16 protein-coding genes are annotated in these 18,834 nt (G+C 62.7%); 3 read left to right on the top strand and 13 right to left on the bottom strand.

All coding sequences use genetic code 11. From position 1 onward, the window contains the following. Nucleotides 1–10 precede the first annotated feature (10 nt). The 3 genes from JOY50_RS00415 to JOY50_RS00405 form a co-directional block, all read right to left on the bottom strand. Nucleotides 11–739, bottom strand: coding sequence for an aspartate/glutamate racemase family protein (locus JOY50_RS00415; RefSeq protein ID WP_132845371.1), 729 nt, complete (start codon nt 737–739; stop codon nt 11–13). Between the two features lie 16 nt (nt 740–755). Further along, a complete protein-coding gene (locus JOY50_RS00410; RefSeq protein WP_132845369.1) occupies nt 756–2,288 on the bottom strand; it encodes an NCS1 family nucleobase:cation symporter-1 in 1,533 nt (510 codons plus the stop codon). Between the two features lie 555 nt (nt 2,289–2,843). After that, nucleotides 2,844–3,281: an Lrp/AsnC family transcriptional regulator gene (locus JOY50_RS00405; RefSeq protein ID WP_043197208.1), complete on the bottom strand. Its 438-nt coding sequence runs from the start codon at nt 3,279–3,281 to the stop codon at nt 2,844–2,846. A gap of 133 nt (nt 3,282–3,414) precedes the next feature. On the opposite strand from JOY50_RS00405, the gene JOY50_RS00400 reads away from it, so the two are divergent. Continuing rightward, a complete protein-coding gene (locus tag JOY50_RS00400) occupies nt 3,415–4,311 on the top strand; it encodes a DMT family transporter (RefSeq protein WP_132845367.1) in 897 nt (298 codons plus the stop codon). 145 nt (nt 4,312–4,456) lie between these two features. Further along, nucleotides 4,457–5,383: a class I SAM-dependent methyltransferase gene (locus tag JOY50_RS00395; protein WP_132845365.1), complete on the top strand. Its 927-nt coding sequence runs from the start codon at nt 4,457–4,459 to the stop codon at nt 5,381–5,383. A 119-nt stretch (nt 5,384–5,502) separates the two neighbouring features. Here JOY50_RS00395 and JOY50_RS00390 read toward each other — a convergent pair whose 3' ends face one another. The 9 genes from JOY50_RS00390 to gcl all read right to left on the bottom strand — a co-directional run bounded on the left by JOY50_RS00390 (nt 5,503) and on the right by gcl (nt 17,387). Continuing rightward, nucleotides 5,503–7,527: a mechanosensitive ion channel family protein gene (locus tag JOY50_RS00390; protein ID WP_138737468.1), complete on the bottom strand. Its 2,025-nt coding sequence runs from the start codon at nt 7,525–7,527 to the stop codon at nt 5,503–5,505. A gap of 208 nt (nt 7,528–7,735) precedes the next feature. After that, nucleotides 7,736–8,734, bottom strand: a complete 999-nt coding sequence (locus JOY50_RS00385; protein ID WP_132845361.1) for a sulfate ABC transporter substrate-binding protein — start codon at nt 8,732–8,734, stop codon at nt 7,736–7,738. A 213-nt stretch (nt 8,735–8,947) separates the two neighbouring features. Further along, entirely contained in the window at nt 8,948–9,769 is an 822-nt protein-coding gene (locus JOY50_RS00380; RefSeq protein ID WP_132845359.1) for an ion transporter, read from the bottom strand. 45 nt (nt 9,770–9,814) lie between these two features. Continuing rightward, on the bottom strand, nt 9,815–10,687 hold the full coding sequence (locus JOY50_RS00375) for an urea transporter (protein ID WP_132845357.1): 873 nt from the start codon (nt 10,685–10,687) through the stop codon (nt 9,815–9,817). A 195-nt stretch (nt 10,688–10,882) separates the two neighbouring features. Further along, nucleotides 10,883–12,298, bottom strand: coding sequence for a pyruvate kinase (gene pyk, locus JOY50_RS00370; protein WP_016498601.1), 1,416 nt, complete (start codon nt 12,296–12,298; stop codon nt 10,883–10,885). Then, on the bottom strand, nt 12,295–13,569 hold the full coding sequence (locus JOY50_RS00365; RefSeq protein ID WP_132845350.1) for a glycerate kinase: 1,275 nt from the start codon (nt 13,567–13,569) through the stop codon (nt 12,295–12,297). The genes pyk and JOY50_RS00365 overlap by 4 nt, the downstream gene beginning before the upstream one ends. A 258-nt stretch (nt 13,570–13,827) precedes the next feature. After that, on the bottom strand, nt 13,828–14,721 hold the full coding sequence (locus JOY50_RS00360; RefSeq protein WP_016498603.1) for a 2-hydroxy-3-oxopropionate reductase: 894 nt from the start codon (nt 14,719–14,721) through the stop codon (nt 13,828–13,830). A 53-nt stretch (nt 14,722–14,774) separates the two neighbouring features. Further along, nucleotides 14,775–15,557: a hydroxypyruvate isomerase gene (gene hyi / locus JOY50_RS00355; RefSeq protein ID WP_019471475.1), complete on the bottom strand. Its 783-nt coding sequence runs from the start codon at nt 15,555–15,557 to the stop codon at nt 14,775–14,777. Nucleotides 15,558–15,611: 54 nt separating this feature from the next. Further along, a complete protein-coding gene (gcl, locus tag JOY50_RS00350) occupies nt 15,612–17,387 on the bottom strand; it encodes a glyoxylate carboligase (RefSeq protein WP_019471476.1) in 1,776 nt (591 codons plus the stop codon). A 257-nt stretch (nt 17,388–17,644) separates the two neighbouring features. Between gcl and JOY50_RS00345 the strand changes: the two genes are divergently transcribed. Then, the gene (locus JOY50_RS00345; RefSeq protein WP_016498606.1) at nt 17,645–18,085 is read left to right on the top strand and encodes a heme-binding protein; all 441 of its coding nucleotides are present in this window, start codon (nt 17,645–17,647) and stop codon (nt 18,083–18,085) included. A 135-nt stretch (nt 18,086–18,220) separates the two neighbouring features. On the opposite strand, the gene JOY50_RS00340 is transcribed toward JOY50_RS00345, so the two are convergent. Beyond that, nucleotides 18,221–18,832, bottom strand: a complete 612-nt coding sequence (locus JOY50_RS00340; RefSeq protein WP_010955036.1) for a TetR/AcrR family transcriptional regulator — start codon at nt 18,830–18,832, stop codon at nt 18,221–18,223. Between the last annotated feature and the right edge of the window lie 2 nt (nt 18,833–18,834).

Here is an 18,834-nt window from a genome sequence, read left to right as displayed (position 1 = left end):
AAATGAAGGATCAGCGGCCCAAGCGCATCGGCCAACCCACGACTTTCTTCACCCGCGGCGTGGCATAGGTGCGCACCTTGGAGGTGCTCAAGCCCATGCGCACCAGCGATTCGGCAATGGTCACCGCTGCGCTCACACCGTCCACCACGGGCACGCCGGTGCGCTGGCGGATCTGCTCGTCCAGTCCGGCCATGCCACCGCAGCCCAGGCAAATCACTTCGGCCTTGTCGTCACGCACGGCGCGTTCGGCCTGCTCGACAATCGCCTCCACAGCCCGTTGTGGGTCAGCTTCCAGCTCCAGCACCGCCAGCCCGCTGGCCCGCACCGACGCGCAGCGGTGATAAAGGCCAGACAGCTTCAGACGGTCTTCGATCAGTGGCACGGTGCGGTCCAGCGTGGTCACCACGGAATAGGCATGGCCCAGGTACATCGCGGTGCTGGCGGCTGCATCGGTAATGTCCACCACCGGCACGTTCAGCAGCTCTTGCAGGCCTTCGCGGCCGTGTTCGCCGTAACCGGCCTGGATCACGGCGTCGTAGGGGCCCTCGTAGGCCAGCACCCGGTCCATCACGGCGATGGCCGCCAGGTAACTTTCGAAGTTGCCTTCCACCGACTCGGCGCCGAACCAAGGGGTAAGGCCGACGATTTCGGTACCGGGCGCTGCTACGGCTCGGGCTTGCTGGGCAATGGCTTCGGTGATGGCTTCGGTGGTGTTGACGTTGGCGATCAGAATACGCATGGGCAGTCCTCCCTGATTAATGGCTGCTGTGGTCGACGGCGATGCATTCGCCGCTGACGTCGTGGTAGTGGCGATTGCGTGGTGCGATCAGCAGGTACAGGACGGCAGCGATGGCAGCACCGATCAGCCAGGAGAACGGCGCCACGCTGTGGAAACTCGGTACCAGGGCCAGGACGATGGCCAGCAGCGCGGCCGGCACGAAGGCCGCCATGGCGCGCAGGTTGATGCCCTTGCTGTAGTGGTAGGCGCCGGTCGGGTGCTCGGTGTACAGCTCCGGCACGTTGATGCAGCCTTTGCGCAGCAGCCAGTAGTCGGACATGATCACGCCGTACAGCGGGCCGAGCAGGGCGCCCAGGCCGGACAGGAAGTACACGATCACCAGCGGGCTGTTGTACAGGTTCCACGGCAGGATCAGCACCGCCAGGGTGGCGCTGATCAGCCCCGCGCGGCGGAAGTTCAGGTGGCGTGGCGCCAGGTTGCTGAGCACAAAGGCCGGGGCGACGAAGTTGGCCATGATGTTCACCGCCACGGTGACGATCAGGAACGCCATGCAGCCCAGCACCAGGAACAGCGTGCTGGGGATGGCGGCGACGATCTGGGTCGGGCTGTCGATAATCTGGCCGTTGATCTGGAACTGCGCGCCGCACAGCACCACGGTGATCACGGCAAACACCAGGATGTTTACCGGCAGGCCCCAGAAGTTGCCGACGCGGATGGTCTTGCGGCACGGCGAGGAACGGGCGAAATCACAGAAATTCAGCACCAGGGTGCCGTAAATGGCCAGCCACAAGGCGCCGCCGGCGAAGATGTTGCGCCACATCTCAACGCCGGTCAGTGGCTCGCTTACCGACCAGGCGAGACGCGCTTCGGCCTTGAAGTACATGAACACCGCCAGGGCGGCCACGGTCAGCAGGATTACCGGGCCGGCGAAGGCCTCATAGCGGCGCACCATCTCCATGCCGTAGGCCAAGATCACCAGCTGCACCAGCCAGATCGACACGAAGCACACCCAGCCCAGGCTCGACAGGCCAAGGATGCTGTCGTGGTCGTAGGCGGCCATTTGCGGCCACACGGCGGTGAGCAGCACGCGCAGCACCACTGAGGCCAGGTAGGTCTGGATGCCGAACCAGGCAATGGCGATGATTGCTCGGATCAGTGCCGGTATCTGTGCGCCGTGGATGCCGAAGGCAATGCGGCTGATGACCGGGAACGGCACCCCGGTTTTCTGCCCCATGTACCCGGACAGGTTCATGAAGAAGTACACCAGCGCCGCGCCGATGGCCAGCGACAGCAAAATCTGCCAGCCACCCAGGCCGAGGGCGAACAAGCCCATGGCGAACGAGTAGTTGGCAATATTGTGCACATCGTTTGTCCACAACGCGAAGATGCTGTAGCCACCCCAGCGCCGCCCTTCGGTGCGTGTCGGGGCTAGGTCGCGGTTGTGCAGGCGCGGGCTCAGGGCCAGTTCCGGCGCATTGCCGACGAGGTTGGAAGCGGGGTGGGTGCTGGCGACGGATAGTTCAGGGGCAAGGTCGAGGCTGCTACTCATTCCGGCGGGCTCCTGATGCACTTTGACTGCGATGAGCGGGCATGCGCACGGGCTCGCCATCTCGTCGGTGCAGCTTGGCATCACAGGGTTCTGGGCGCGGCGGCCGGCGTTGGACCGGCGTCGCGGGTTCTTGTGTATTTATGTTTTGTTCAAGTTGTATACAAAACACGAACACACAAAAGCGAGTTCCATGCCAAGGGAAAGCAAGTTTCAACAGATGGATATTTCGAACTTATCTTGTTGAAAGATAAGTTAATGAAATAAGTGAGTTATAAGTTGACCAATTGAACAGTTTTAATTTTTTGTAAAGTGGAATAGTTGATCAATTGGTCAAAATAAGTGGCGATGAGTGTGTAACGGATTGGGGCGCTACTGGAGAAAGTGCACACAAAAATGGCACTTATGGTGACATTCTTGTGTACAAAAAATACTCAGCTTTTCTTGCTCGGGCCTCTTCGCGGGCACGCCCGCTCCCACAGGGATCACCACAGACCAGAATCCTGTGCAGTACCTGTGGGAGCGGGCGTGCCCGCGAAGAGGCCGGAACAGGCGAATTCAATCCATCGGCGGCAATCGCCGCTTCACCGGGCTTTTCTTGATGATGGCGGTGTTGGTCTCGGCCAGCACATTGATGCGGTCAAGCAGGGTGTCCAACTGTTCCATCGAGCGCACATGCAGCCGGGCAATGAAACAGTCCTCCCCGGTGACCTTGTCGCACTCGGTGAACTCGGGGATGGCAATGATCTGCCGTTCCACCTCCTGCAGCTGGCCCGGCAGTGGGCGAATGCGCACGATGGCCTGTAACTGGTAACCAAAGGCGCGCGGGTCGACCTCTACCGTGTAGCCGCGCAGCACGCCACGCTCTTCCAGGCGGCGCAGGCGCTCGCTGACGCTGGGCGCGGACAGCCCGCTGACTTGCGCCAGGGCTTTGAGCGAGCGGCGCGAGTCTTCCATCAGTGCATTGATCAATAGCTGGTCGATGGCATCGGTCATGGACACCTCATCAGGTCATTCGCGTGATTTGCCTTGATAGTAAAGGCAATTCTGCAAATATGCCTTGGTAATCCGCTGGAAGGGCAGGCTGCACCTTTTGCATACTGTTGCCATCGTCAACGTGAGGTGTGAGATGGACAGTTCATTGCGCCGTGGCTCGCTGGAAATGGTCTTCGCCATGCTGATTTCCGGGACCATCGGCTGGTTTGTGCTGGTGTCCGGGCAGCCGGTGCTCGAGGTGGTGTTCTGGCGCTGCGTGTTCGGCGCCGTGACCTTGCTGGTGATTTGCGCCGCTTTCGGCTTTTTGCGGCCCGGGGTAATCAGCCGTACGGCGTTCCTGCTGGCGATTGCCAGCGGCGTGGCCATCGTCGGCAACTGGCTGTTGTTGTTCGCCTCGTATTCGCGTGCGTCGATCGCCATCGGGACAGCGGTGTACAACGTGCAGCCGTTCATGCTGGTCGGGCTGGCAGCGCTTTTTCTGGGCGAAAAGGTCACACTGGCCAAGCTTACATGGCTTAGCGTGGCGTTCCTCGGCATGTTGGCCATCGTCAGCGCCCATGGTGCGGGGCAGGGCGGTGGTGAGGAATATTTGCTGGGCATTGCCCTGGCACTGGGCGCGGCGTTTTTGTATGCCATTGCGGCGTTGATCATCAAGCGGCTGAGTGGCACGCCTCCTCACCTGATTGCGTTGATACAGGTAACCACGGGGGTGCTGTTGCTGGCGCCCTGGGTCAAGCTCGGCGGTTTGCCGGGCGAAATGCCGGCATTGGCCAGCTTGCTGACACTGGGCATGGTCCACACCGGCCTCATGTATGTGCTGCTGTACAGTGCCATTCAGCGTTTGCCCACGGCGTTGACCGGGGCGCTGTCGTTCATTTACCCGATTGCGGCGATTCTGGTGGACTGGGTGGCGTTCGGGCACCGCTTGGCACCGCTGCAGTGGCTGGGGGTTGGGTTGATTCTGCTGGCAGCGGCGGGGATGCAGCAGGGGTGGTGGTTCCGGCCAGTGCGGGATGCAGTCAAGAACTGAGGTGACCTTGCGGGCCTCTTCGCGGGTAAACCCGCTCCCACAGGATCACCGTAGCTCTGAATACTGTGGGGTCCCTGTGGGAGCGGGTTTACCCGCGACGAGGCCGGCAAGGTAGAATGCCGCTTTTGCCAGCCTGCGACCCACCATGACTTCCCCGATTCACACCTTGGAGCAGCACCTGCTCGCCGCCCTCGACCCTGCCCCGCAGGAAACCCGCCGCCTGTTCCACGGCCGTGGCCGTTGCTGGCCGGGCCTGGAGCAGGTCACTGTCGACTGGTTGCAAGGCGTGCTCTCGGTAGCCCTGTTCCGCGAGCTGCCCGAGGGCCAGTTGGCCGAACTGGAAGCCATGCTGCGCAACCTGGCGCAGAGCCCGCAATGGACCGGCCAGGCCATTCTCATCCAGCACCGCTACCTGCCCGACAGCCCGGGCCAGTGGCTGCTGGGCGAGCAGTGCCAGCAACGTGAGGTGGTCGAGGACGGCCTGTCCTACCTGCTGGACTTGGGCGTGCGGCAGAACAACGGCCTGTTCCTCGACATGCGCTACGGCCGGCGCTGGGTGCGCGAGCAGGCGGCGGGCAAGCGCGTGCTGAACCTGTTCGCCTACACCTGCGGCTTTTCGGTGGCAGCGATTGCCGGGGGTGCCGAGCAGGTGGTGAACCTGGACATGGCCAAATCGGCCCTGTCTCGGGGGCGGGACAACCACCGCCTTAACGGCCACGATGCATCGCGTGTGGCCTACCTGGGCCATGAGCTGTTCAAGTCGTGGGGCAAGGTGCGCAAGTACGGGCCTTACGACCTGATCATCATCGACCCACCAACCTTCCAGCGTGGCAGCTTCGTGCTGACCCAGGATTACGCGAAGATCCTGCGGCGTTTGCCAGAGTTGCTGAGCGCCGGTGGGACAGTGCTGGCGTGTGTCAACGACCCGGGGATCGGGCCGGAGTTTCTGATTGAAGGGATGGCCGAGCAGGCGCCTTCGTTAGCGTTTGTCGAGCGGCTGGAGAATCCGCCGGAGTTTCCGGATGTGGACCCGGCTGGCGGGCTGAAGGCCTTGGTATTCCGCCAGACCTGAGGTTGCCAGTACCGGCCCTATCGCCGGCAAGCCAGCTCCCACAGGGGTCAGCACAACCCTGAATGTTGTGGGGTCCTGTGGGAGCTGGCTTGCCGGCGATAGGGCCAGTGCTGACAGCATCAAGCCCCCAAGGCCTGCAGCGGCAGCGGGTACACCTGGGCAAAACTCACGTTGTCGGTCTGGTCCACCCGCTTCTTCAGCCGCTCGTTGAACGCCCGGCTCACCGCATACTGCCCGCCGGAAATGGTGCGGAACTGCGCCGTCAGCACAAACCCGTTCAAGTCCATGCGGTCCACCCCGAACACTTGCAGCGGCCCTTGCAGGTTGATGCGCAGCAGCGGGTCTTCGCTGATCGATTTGCCCACTTCATGGATCAGCGCCAGTGACGCATCCACGTCACTGTCGTAGGTGAACTGCACCGAGAAGAACGCATAGGCGAACTGCCGCGACTGATTGGTAACCGCCTTGATCTGGCCGAACGGCACCGAGTGCACAAAGCCTTTGCCATCGCGCAGGCGCAAGGTACGGATAGTCAGGCTTTCGACAGTACCGGCGTGGCCGGAGTCGAGCACTACCCAGTCGCCGATGGAAATGGTGTCCTCGATCAGGATGAACAGCCCGGTAATCACATCCTGCACCAGTTGCTGCGAGCCAAAGCCGATGGCCAGGCCGATCACCCCGGCACCGGCCAGCAGGGGCGCGACGTTGATGCCCAGGTTGGCCATGGTGGTGATGGTGCAGATGACGATCAGGATGACCTTGATGGCGTTGCGCAGCATCGGCAGGATGGTCCGTACCCGGGTACTCGGCTGGCGCGAAGCGCGGCGCCCGACCGCAGGCTTGAGCGCTTCCTGGATGGCAGTATCGAGCACCACCCACAGCAGCCAGGTGACCAGCAGGATCAAGCCGATGCTCGACAGCGAATTGCCGATGGCCTGGCCCAGGCTGTTGCTCAGCGCAAAGCCGATCACCGAGACGCCCCAGATGCGCCCCAGCAGTTCGATGAAGGCCACTGCCATGGCGATGCGCAGCAGCGCGTGGGCCAGGCTGCGCAGCAGTTCCTTGTAAGGCCGTATGCGTTGCCCGGCCTCCGTTTCGCGCGGTGCCAGCAGGTGTTGCAACAGGGTGCTGAGAAACACCGTGGACACCAGCAGCACCGTTGTCAGCAAGGCCTTCTGCAGTGCCTTCTGGCTTTCTTCGCCGGCGCCGATCAGGTGAATGGCCGACACCAGGATCATCAGCAGGATCGGCAAATACCACAGCACCGAAAAGATCCGCAGGGTTTCCTGCACGGCGCGATGCTGCACGCGGTCCTTGAAGGCGCGGTTGCGGATCAGGTGCGCGACCGGGCGGCGCAGGCGGATCACCAGGCTGGCGAAGATGAAGGTGGCAATCAGGCCGGTGGCCACGGCGATGCTGGCGGTGAGGTTGCCGCCCAGCTGGCGGGCGATCTGTGGGCTGGTCAGGGCGTCGCTCCAGGCAGCGAGAAAGCCGATCATGAACAGCGGGCGTGGGGCCAGGCGTTTGATCACCGCCACAGCGGCGCGCTTGTGGCCGGCATCGAACAGGGTCACCAGGCAGAGGATGATCGAGGTCGAAAACAGGCCGCTGCTGGTGGCATAGGCCAGGCTCAGGCCCAGTGCGCGTGCCACTGACGGGTCGAGAAAGCGGCTGGCGTACAGTGTCAGCGGCAAGCTGGCCAGGGCGGGCAGGGTATAGGGCAGCAGGTAGCCAAGCAGGCTGCTGGCGCGCTTGCGCTCGCGCAGCCAGGGTGTGCCTGAAGTGCGGTTGGCGGCCCAGCGGCCGAGGCAGGTTAATGCGGCGAAGCTGGCGGCCCAGGTCAGGGTCAGCAGGAGGAAGTTGCCGACCAGTTGCAGCGAGTCGTCGGCCGAGTGCCGGTCAACCAGGCGCTCGACTTCCTTGGTGGCGCGGTCGGTGCGCAGGCGCCAGGCATCGACCAGATGGGCATCGAGGTCGAGCTCCTGGGCGGCGCTGTCCAGGCCGTCGGCCAGGGCGCCAAGAAGGCCGCCTTGCAAGACCGGTGCGGGTTCGACGGGTTGTTCTTCGGCGGGGGCGGGTTCAGCGGCTAGCAGGTGGGTGCTCAGCAGGCAGCCGAGCAGCAGGGTAGAGAGAAAGCGCAGCACTGGAGTACTCCTTTGGCCGGGGTGAGCGGGGCAGGGTTACTCAAGGAACTGATTGCAGGTTGATGGAGAAAGTTCGAAGAAGTGTGTCAAAGCAACTGGCCCTACCGCCGGCAAGCCAGCTCCCACAGGTACTGCACAATGCCCAAGCCATGTGCCGTACCTGTGGGAGCTGGCTTGCCGGCGATAGGGCCGGAGCTGCCTACATCAATTACTGACCGGTATAGATCTGGTCAAACACCCCACCGTCGTTGAAGTGGGTCTTCTGCACGGTGCGCCAGTCACCAAAGGTTTTCTCCACCGACAGGAAGTCCACTTTCGGGAAGCGGTCGGTGTACTTGGCCAGTACCGTGGCATCACGCGGGCGCAGGTAGTTGTTGGCGGCGATCTCCTGGGCTTCAGGCGACCACAGGTACTTCAGGTATTCCTCGGCCACCGCCTGGGTACCTTTCTTCGCCACGACCTTGTCGACCACGCTGACAGGTGGCTCGGCTTCGGCCGATACGCTTGGGTAGACCACTTCGAACTGGTCGCGGCCGAACTCGCGGGCGATCATCTCGGCTTCGTTCTCGAAGGTCACCAGCACATCACCAATCTGGTTGGTCATGAAGGTGGTGGTGGCGGCACGGCCACCGGTGTCCAGCACCGGCGCCTGTTTGAACAGCTTGCCGACGAAGTCACGGGCCTTGGTTTCATCACCGCCTTGCTTGAGCACATAGCCCCAGGCCGACAGGTAGGTGTAGCGGCCGTTACCCGACGTTTTCGGGTTGGGCACGATCACTTGCACGCCGTCCTTGAGCAGGTCGGGCCAGTCTTTCAGGGCTTTCGGGTTGCCCTTGCGCACGATGAACACAGTGGCCGAGGTGAACGGTGCGCTGTTGTTCGGCAGGCGGGTTACCCAGTTGTCCGGCACCAGCTTGCCATTGTCGACCAGGGCGTTGATGTCGGTGGCCATGTTCATGGTGATGACATCGGCCGGTAGGCCATCGATCACCGCACGCGCCTGCTTGCTCGAGCCGCCGAAGGACATCTGCACGTTGACCTTCTCTTTGTGCTCGGCTTCCCAGTGCTTCTGGAAGGCCGGGTTGTAGTCCTTGTAGAAGTCGCGCATCACGTCGTAGGAAACGTTCAGCAGGGTGGGGGCGGCCTGGGCGAGGTTGCCCAGGGCCAGGCCTGCGGCGAGCAGCGAGGCGGTGAAGAGTTTTTTCACGTTGCTTCCTTGTTATCGAGGTGTTGGCAATTTGCCTGCGACTATAGCGGGTGGGTTTGTGGCGGTTAAAGAACAAAAATGACTTTGGTTATGCCGTCGCCTGTACCGGCCTCTTCGCGGGTAAACCCGCTCCCACAGGGCCCCCACACCGTTCAGCCGTGCGGTGATCCTGTGGGAGCGGGCGTGCCCGCGAAAGGGCCGGCACCGGCAGCATCATTGCTTGGGAAACAGCCCATTCCCACACCGGGAACAGAACGCCGCGCCATGCTCATGCGTCTTTTTGTGGCAAGTCGGGCAATCATGCTGCAACTGCTCCCCGCGCATGGCATTGGCCAGTTCGGCGGTAAAGATGCCAGTAGGCACGGCAATGATCGAATAACCGGTAATCATCACCAGCGACGACAGCACCTGCCCCAGCGGCGTTTTTGGCACGATGTCGCCAAAGCCCACGGTGGTGAGGGTGACGATGGCCCAGTAGATGCCTTTGGGGATGCTGGTAAACCCATGTTCCGGGCCTTCGATCACATACATCAGCGTGCCGAACACCGTTACAAGGGTCGATACGCTGACCAGGAAAACGATGATCTTCTGCTTGCTACCGCGCAGCGCCTCCATCAGGTAGTTGGCCTGCTTGAGGTACGGGCTGAGCTTGAGCACGCGGAAGATCCGCAGCATGCGGATGACGCGGATGATCAGCAGGTACTGGGCGTCGCTGTAGTACAGGGCGATGATCCCCGGCACGATCGCCAGCAGGTCGACCAGGCCATAAAAACTGAAGGCATAGCGCAAGGGCTTGGGCGAGCAGTACAGGCGGGTGATGTATTCGGCCAGGAAAATCGCGGTAAAGCCCCACTCTATGCCAGCCAGCAGCCCGGCGTAGCCCTGGTGCACTTCGTCGATGCTGTCGAGGATGACGGTGACCAGGCTGGCCAGGATGATCAGCAGGAGGATTTTGTCGAAGCGTCTTCCAGCCACGGTATCGGACTGGAAGACGATGACGAAGAGCCGCTCGCGCAGGCTCGCAGGGTTATTCATTGGCTCATTCCAAAAAAGCGATGGGCTGAGCCTAGGGGTTGCATTTCAGCTGTGCAAGCGGCTGGCGTTGCGCTGCCTGGGCTGGGCCAGGTGATTGCCCAGGTGCATCAGCCAGCAGGCGGCGACGAAGGGCGCGGTCAGGCCAGGCACGGGCAGCAGCTTGAACAGCGGTTGCAGCAACAGGGCCAGGGCGATGGCCAGCAGTGTCACCCAAGGTTTTTCACCTTGCCTGCTGAAGGCCAGTGCCGCCAGCGCGGCGTTGAAGCCATACAGGCCGAGCCACGCGGCCTGTGCCTGATCGGCGAGCAGCGCGACACCGCCGCCGATGGCCGAGCCGATCACCGCCCACATTGCCGCATACGGGTTGGCGATGAACATGCCGACGATGATCAGCAAGCCGGCCAGTGGCTGGTCGAGCAGGAAGATCTGGCCTACGCCACGCGCCAGGGCATACAGCGGGTCGGCTTCGACGAAGCCGCTGGGCGAGGGGCTGGCGAGCATCAGCGTGCCCCAGCCCAGCAGGACGAACGGCGCGGTATAGGCAATCAGCAGCTTGCCGCCGCGCTTGCGCCACTGGTGGGTAATGATGCTGGACAGCCCGCCAGCAGCGATGATCAGTGGCGGCAGAATGGCCGACCAGGGCAGCACGGCGCTGATCAGCAGGCCGATGAGCACGCCGTTGTAGCTGTACAGCCCGGCCTGACGGTCAGCGCGGTCGTAGCCGCGGGCCTGGGCAGTTAGCAGGCCGGCCAGGGCGCCGAGCAGGGCGCCGCCGACCAGGTTCGGCGCGGTCAGCAGAATGGCCAGCAGGCAGCACAGGCCGCACAGGGGGTTGCGCAGCAGCAGCACCTGGCTGAAACCGTTGAGTAACGCCGTGGCCCAGTCCGGGCACGGGTTGACGAAATGTTTGGTGTACATGGGGCAGTCAGTGAGGTTGATGGGGGAGCGGTGGGCCTCTTTGGGCCTCGGTTTTCCGCAGGTTTGTTGTCGTGGTGCACGGGGAGGGCTTTGCCCTCCATTCGCGGGGCAAGCCCGCTCCCACAGGTAAAGCGCTTTCCTTGGGACAGCGGGGTACTTGTGGGAGCGGGCTTGCCCCGCGAAAGGGCCTTTGGATCAGATCAAAGTCTCGATCCGCAGCGTGTTAGTCGATCCTGGCTTGCCGAAAGGCACACCGGCGGTGATCAGCAGTGTGTCGCCACGGCTGGCCATGCCTTGCGCCTGGGCAATCTCCAAGGCGGTGGAAACCACCTCGTCCACTTGGCGCAGGCGGTCGTTGACCACCGAGTGCACGCCCCAGGCCACGCTCAGGCGGCGTGCGGTGTTCAGGTTCGGCGTCAGGTTGAGGATCGGTGCCCGTGGCCGCTCGCGCGCAGCACGCAGGGTCGAGGCGCCCGACTCGCTGTAGTTGACCAGCACCGCCACCGGCAGGATGCCGCTGATGCGGCGGATGGCGCAGCTGATGGCGTCCGACACGGTGGCCTCGGCCTTCGGCCGGCCAACGTCGAGCTGGGCCTGGTAGTCCGGGCCGTTTTCCACCTGGCGGATGATCTTGCTCATCATCTGCACGGCTTCCAGCGGGTAGTCACCCGAGGCAGTCTCGGCCGACAACATGACCGCGTCGGCACCTTCGGCCACGGCGTTGGCCACGTCGGTGACTTCGGCACGGGTCGGCGCCGGCGAGAAGCGCATGGACTCGAGCATCTGCGTGGCCACCACGACCGGTTTGCCCAGCTGGCGGCAAGTGTTGATGATGCGCTTCTGGATTTGCGGCACGCTTTCGGCCGGCACTTCCACACCCAGGTCACCGCGGGCGACCATGATCGCGTCCGCCAGTTCGGCAATGGCTTGCAGTTGTTCGACAGCCGAGGGTTTCTCGATCTTGGCCATCAGGTAGGCACGGTCGCCAATCAGCTGGCGCGCTTCAACGATGTCCTCAGGGCGCTGTACAAACGACAGGGCCACCCAGTCCACACCCAGTTCCAGGCCAAAGGCCAGGTCGCGGCGATCTTTTTCGGTGAGCGGGGAGAGGTCGAGTACTGCTTGCGGTACGTTGACACCCTTGCGGTCGGACAGCTCGCCACCGTTCAGCACTTCAGTGTCGATAGCATCGTTGTGCTTGGCGGTGACGCGCAGGCGCAGCTTGCCATCGTCCAGCAGCAGGTCCATGCCGGGCTCGAGGGCTGCGATGATTTCAGGGTGTGGCAGGTTGACCCGGCGGCTGTCGCCCGGGGTCTTGTCCAGGTCCAGGCGCAGCGCCTGGCCGCGTTGTAGCTGCACCTTGCCTTCGGCAAAGCGGCCCACGCGCAGCTTCGGCCCTTGCAGGTCCATGAGGATGCCCAGCGGGTAGTTCAGTTGCTGCTCCACTTCGCGGATCCACTGGTAGCGCAGGGCGTGGTCAGCGTGTTCGCCGTGGCTGAAGTTGAGGCGGAAGATGTTCACCCCGGCTTCGACCAGTTGGCGGATGTCGTCGATGCCGTTGATCGCAGGGCCGAGGGTGGCGAGGATCTTTACTTTTTTATCAGGCGTCATGATTGGGCAGTCTCGAGGATCAGGATGGCGCGGAAGTCGTTGACGTTGGTGCGGGTCGGCTCGGTGACGATCAGCGCATCCAGCGCGGCGAAGTAGCCATAGCCGTTGTTGTTGTCCAGCTCGTCGCTGGCCGACAGGCCCAGGGCCTCGGCGCGGGCGTAGCTGCCTGGGGTCATGAAGGCACCGGCGTTTTCTTCCGAGCCATCGATGCCGTCGGTGTCGCCGGCCAGGGCGTATACGCCCGGCAGGCCTTTGAGGCTTTCAGTGAGGCTGAGCAGGAACTCGGCGTTGCGCCCGCCACGGCCATTGCCGCGTACGGTCACGGTGGTTTCGCCGCCGGACAGGATCACGCAGGGTGCCTTCAGTGGCTGGCCATGCTGGACAATCTGCCGGGCGATGCCGGCGTGCACCTTGGCCACTTCGCGCGACTCGCCTTCCAGGTCGCCGAGAATCAACGGGCTGAAACCCGCCTGTCGGGCTTTGACCGCAGCGGCTTCGAGCGACTGCTGGGGCTTGGCGATCAGCTGGAAATGACTGCGGGCCAGGGCCGGGTCATCGGCCTTGACGGTTTCCGAAGCCGGGTTGTTCAGCCAGTCGATGACTGCTTTGGGGGCTTCGATGTTGTAGCGTTTCAGAATGGCCAGGGCGTCAGCCGACGTGCTCGGGTCGGCCACGGTGGGGCCGGAAGCGATCACGGTGGCGAGGTCGCCCGGCACATCGGAAATGGCATAGGTGTAGACCGTGGCTGGCCAGCAGGCCTTGGCCAGGCGGCCGCCCTTGATCGCCGAGAGGTGCTTGCGCACGCAGTTCATCTCGCCGATGGTGGCGCCGGATTTGAGCAGTGCCTTGTTGATCTGCTGCTTGTCGGCCAGGGTCAGGCCTTCGGCCGGCAACGCCAGCAGGGCGGAGCCACCGCCAGACAGCAGGAAGATGACGCGGTCGTCTTCATTGAGGTTGCTCACCAGTTCCAGCACGCGCTTGGCCACGGCCAGGCCGGCGGCGTCCGGTACCGGGTGGGCGGCTTCGACCACTTCGATCTTCTGGCAGTTGGCGCCGTGGCCGTAACGGGTCACGACCAGGCCGGAAACTTCGCCCTGCCAGCTTTTTTCGACCACTTCGGCCATGGCGGCTGCGGCCTTGCCGGCGCCGATGACGATGACCCGGCCGCTACGGTCGGCGGGCAGGTAGGGTTCGAGGACTTGGCGGGGGTGGGCGGCAGCGATGGCTGTGTCGAACAGCTCGCGGAGAATTTTTTGCGGATCGACCGACATGGCAGGCTCCCAATTATTGTTGTTCTGCAGAATCAAAAACGCCCCTGGAACTGCCTCCGTGCAGGCCGAACCAGGGGCGGGTGTTGCTCGGTGCTACCGCTGAACCTGTGGTCGCAGGTACAGCGGTGTCTGATCTGGAATCCTGGGGGCGCTTTGCGCCCTTTCGCGACACAAGGCCGCTCCTACAGGGGATCGCGTACCGCTTGTAGGAGCAGCCTTGTGTCGCGATCGGGCTGCGCAGCAGCCCCCGAATTCAGATTACTTGTCGCCGCGGATCGAGAAGTTGGCCATGTGTTCCAGGCCTTTGATCAGCGCCGAGTGGTCCCAGTTGCCGCCACCCAGGGCCTGGCAGGTGTTGAACACTTGCTGGGCATTGGAGGTGTTGGGCAGGTTGATGCCAAGTTCCTTGGCGCCTTGCAGGGCCAGGTTCAGGTCTTTCTGGTGCAGGTTGATGCGGAAGCCCGGGTCGAAGGTGCCCTTGATCATGCGCTCGGCGTGCACTTCGAGGATTTTCGACGAAGCAAAGCCGCCCATCAGTGCTTCACGCACCTTGGCCGGGTCTGCGCCGTTCTTGGCGGCGAACAGCAGTGCTTCGCTGACGGCCTGGATGTTCAGGGCGACGATGATCTGGTTGGCGACCTTGGCGGTCTGGCCGTCACCGTTGCCACCCACGCGGGTGATGTTCTTGCCCATGGCTTCGAACAGCGGCAGGGTGCGCTCGAAGGCTTTCGGGCAGCCACCGACCATGATGCTGAGGGTCGCGGCCTTGGCACCGACCTCACCACCGGACACCGGGGCGTCCAGGTAGGCTGCGCCGGTTGCCTTGATTTTTTCGGCGAACGCTTTAGTGGCGGTAGGCGAGATCGAACTCATGTCGATCACGATCTTGTTCGGGCCTACGCCCTCGGCCACGCCGTTTTCACCGAACAGTACGGCTTCCACCTGCGGGGTGTCCGGCACCATGACGATGATGAATTCGGCTTCCTGGGCAACCTCTTTCGGGTTGGCCAGGGCCACTGCACCGGCGGCGATCAGGTCAGCTGGCGCGGCGTCGTGGTGGGTGGAAACGAACAGGCTGTGACCTGCTTTTTGCAGGTTTTGGGCCATGGGCTTGCCCATGATGCCGGTGCCGATGAAACCGATTTTAGCCATGATAATGTGCCTCTTTATATTTGTTCACATCAGGCGCTGTGCGCCCGGCTTGTTCAAATTGCATTATGGGTTTTCAGCCAGCCCAGGCCCGCTTCGGTGGTGGTCTTGGGCTTGTACTCCGCGCCCACCCAGCCCTGGTAGCCAATGCGGTCCAGGTGCTCGAACAGGAAGCGGTAGTTGATCTCGCCAGTACCAGGCTCGTGACGGCCGGGGTTGTCGGCCAGCTGGATGTGGTTGATCAGCTGCAGGTTGGTTTCCATGGTGCGAGCCAGGTCACCTTCCATGATCTGCATGTGATAGATGTCGTACTGCAGGAACAGGTTGTCACTGCCCACTTCGGCCTGGATTTCCAGGGCCTGCTGGGTGGTGTTCAGGTAGAAGCCCGGGATGTCGCGGGTGTTGATCATTTCCATGACCAGGCGAATACCGGCGGCCTTGAGCTTGTCAGCGGCGTAGCGCAGGTTTTCGACGAAGGTCTTGCGCACGGTGGCGCAGTCCGGCCCTTGTGGGCGAATGCCGGCCAGGGCGTTGACCTGAGTGTTGCCCAGCACCTTGGCGTATTCGATGGCCTTGTCGACACCGGCACGGAATTCTTCGATGCGGTCGGGGTGGCAGGTGATACCGCGCTCACCCTTGGCCCAGTCGCCGGCAGGCAGGTTGAACAGCACCTGGGTCAGGCCGTTGGCTTCCAGCTGCTGCTTGATGTCGGCAGCGCTGAAATCGTACGGGAACAGGTATTCGACGCCGCTGAAACCAGCGTCGGCGGCAGCCTTGAAGCGGGCCAGGAAGTCCTGTTCGGTGAACAGCATGGACAGGTTGGCAGCGAAGCGAGGCATGAGTTGTCTCCTTGCGATGAAGGCCCCCAGGGCGTGCCTGGGGGCGTCAGGCGATCAGTCCAGCATCGAGATGGCGGTTGGCGCGTCGTTGCCGACCAGCGCCAGGTCTTCGAACTCGTTGACCGCGTTGATCTCGGTGCCCATGGAAATGTTGGTCACACGCTCGAGAATCACTTCGACCACGACCGGCACGCGGAACTCTTCGGCCATCTTCTGTGCCTTGAGCAGGGCAGGGGCGATCTCGGCCGGTTCGAACACGCGAATGGCCTTGCAGCCCAGGCCTTCGACCACTGCAACGTGGTCGACACCGTAGGTGGCGGCGTCGGTCGAGTTGATGTTCTCGAACGCCAGTTGTACACAGTAATCCATGTCGAAGCCACGCTGCGCCTGGCGGATCAGGCCCAGGTAGGCGTTGTTCACCAGCACGTGGACGTACGGCAGGTTGAACTGTGCGCCTACTGCCAGTTCTTCGATCATGAACTGGAAGTCGTAGTCACCCGACAGCGCGACAACCTTGCGTTTCGGGTCTGCTTTGACAACACCCAGTGCGGCAGGGATGGTCCAGCCCAGCGGGCCGGCCTGGCCACAGTTGATCCAGTGGCGTGGCTTGTACACGTGCAGGAACTGCGCGCCGGCAATCTGCGACAGGCCGATGGTGCTGACGTAGGTGGTGTCCTTGCCGAATACCTGGTTCATCTCTTCGTACACGCGCTGCGGCTTGACCGGCACGTTGTCGAAGTGGGTCTTGCGCTGCAGGGTGGCCTTGCGCTCCTGGCAGTCTTGCAGCCAGGCGGCACGGTCTTTCAGCTTGCCAGCGGCTTTCCACTCGCGGGCCACTTCCAGGAACACGTCCAGCGCCTTGCCTGCGTCGGACACGATACCCAGGTCCGGGGTGAATACGCGGCCGATCTGGGTCGGTTCGATGTCGACGTGCACGAACTTGCGGCCTTCGGTGTAGACGTCGACAGAGCCGGTGTGGCGGTTGGCCCAGCGGTTACCGATACCGAACACCAGGTCGGATTTGAGCAGGGTGGCGTTGCCGTAGCGGTGCGAGGTCTGCAGGCCGACCATGCCGACCATTTGGGCGTGATCGTCCGGGATAGTGCCCCAGCCCATCAGGGTCGGGATTACCGGTACGCCGGTCAGTTCGGCGAACTCGACCAGCTTGTCGCTGGCATCGGCGTTGATGATGCCGCCACCGGCTACCAGCAGCGGGCGCTCGGCGTCGTTGAGCAGGGTCAGGGCTTTTTCAGCCTGTACGCGAGTGGCGGACGGCTTGTTGACGGCCAGTGGCTCGTAAGCGTCGATGTCGAATTCGATTTCGGCCATCTGCACGTCGAACGGCAGGTCGATCAGTACCGGGCCTGGGCGGCCGGTGCGCATTTCATAGAAGGCCTTCTGGAAGGCATAAGGCACCTGGCCTGGCTCCAGAACGGTGGTTGCCCACTTGGTCACCGGCTTGACGATGCTGGTGATGTCGACGGCCTGGAAGTCTTCTTTGTGCAGGCGTGCACGCGGGGCCTGGCCGGTGATGCAGAGGATCGGGATGGAGTCGGCCGAGGCGCTGTACAGGCCGGTGACCATGTCGGTGCCGGCTGGGCCGGAAGTACCGATGCACACGCCGATGTTACCCGGGTTGGCACGGGTGTAGCCCTCGGCCATGTGCGAGGCACCTTCGACGTGGCGAGCGAGGACGTGATCGATGCCACCGACTTTCTTCAGCGCCGAGTACAACGGGTTGATGGCAGCCCCTGGGATGCCGAACGCGGTATCTACACCTTCACGGCGCATGACCAGAACGGCTGCATCGATTGCTCTCATTTTGCTCATGGGTTGTGCCTCATCGATTTTGTAATTGTATACAACTTGCTTTGCGACAGAGTGTATTCACGGCTGGCGGCTCAGGTCAATGGGTTTTCATCGGGTAGGCCAGGTTTCGTCAAAGCGGCCGTGAAAACGGCTATTTGCGCCATCGCATACGATCGCTTCAAAATATTGTATACAAAAGTGCCTTTCGTTGTGTTCTATTTGCCCTATCGGTTTGCAACTGCCCTCAGGGCTTCTCACAACAAGAAGAGGACCTTTCCATGAACGTCTTGAATCTGAAAGTCGCTGTCAGCCTGGTAAATGCCGCACTGGCAGCGGGCCGCAAGATCAATGCCGCGCCACTGACCGTGGCGGTGCTGGATGCCGGTGGCCACCTGCTGGCGCTGCAGCGTGAGGATGGCGCAAGCCTGATCCGGCCTGAGGTGGCCACTGGCAAAGCCTGGGGTGCAATTGCCCTGGGCAAGGGATCGCGCCTGCTGGCGCTGGATGCACAGCAGCGGCCGGCGTTTTTTGCCGCGTTGAACGGGATGGGGGAGCGGCCGGTGGTGCCGGCACCGGGTGGTGTGCTGATTCGTGATCAGGACGGCAAGGTGCTGGGTGCGGTAGGGATCAGCGGCGATACGTCGGATATCGACGAACAGTGTGCGATCAGTGCGATCGAGGAGGTGGGGTTGAAGGCGGATGCGGGTGTAGCAGCTTAAATCGCTATGGCCTGATCTGGCCACATCGCCGGCAAGCCAGCTCCCACAGGTACACCACAGTGATCAGGAACTGTGGAAGCCCTGTGGGAGCTGGCTTGCCGGCGATTGGGCTGCGAAGCAGCCCCGCTGGCCCTGTCAGGCTGCTTCAGGCTCACAGCCTTTCAACACCATGCGAATGATGGTCTCGGCCGCCGCGTCATAATCGCTGTCGGCCAGCTTGGCCTTGCCGGTCACCGCAGAAATCTGCCAGTCGAAGTCGGCATAGGTCTGGGTCGCCGCCCAGATGCTGAACATCAGGTGGTGCGCATCCACATGGGCAATCTGGCCGCGGTCGATCCAGCGCTGGATGCACTCGATGTTGTGCCGGGCCTGCTCGTTCAGTTGCTCCACCTGGTTGGGCGACAGGTGCGGGGCGCCGTGCATGATCTCGCTGGCAAACACCTTGGAGGCATGTGGCAGGTCGCGCGAAATGCGGATCTTCGAACGAATGTACGCACTCAGCACTTCCTTCGGGTCGCCGTCGGCATTGAACGGCGTCGACGCCTGCATGATTGGCGCGATGATGCTTTCCAGGACCTCGCGGTAGAGATTGTCCTTGGACTTGAAGTAGTAATACACGTTCGGCTTGGGCAGGCCGGCCTTGGCCGCGATATCGCTGGTCTTGGTGGCGGCGAAGCCCTTGTCGGCGAATTCCTCGCTGGCCGCGCGCAGGATCAATTCCTTGTTGCGCTCGCGAATGGTGCTCATGG

This window comes from Pseudomonas sp. BP01 (assembly GCF_022760795.1).
Classification (GTDB): Bacteria; Pseudomonadota; Gammaproteobacteria; order Pseudomonadales; family Pseudomonadaceae; genus Aquipseudomonas; species Aquipseudomonas putida_Q.
This window is presented reverse-complemented; position numbering and strand designations above follow the sequence as displayed.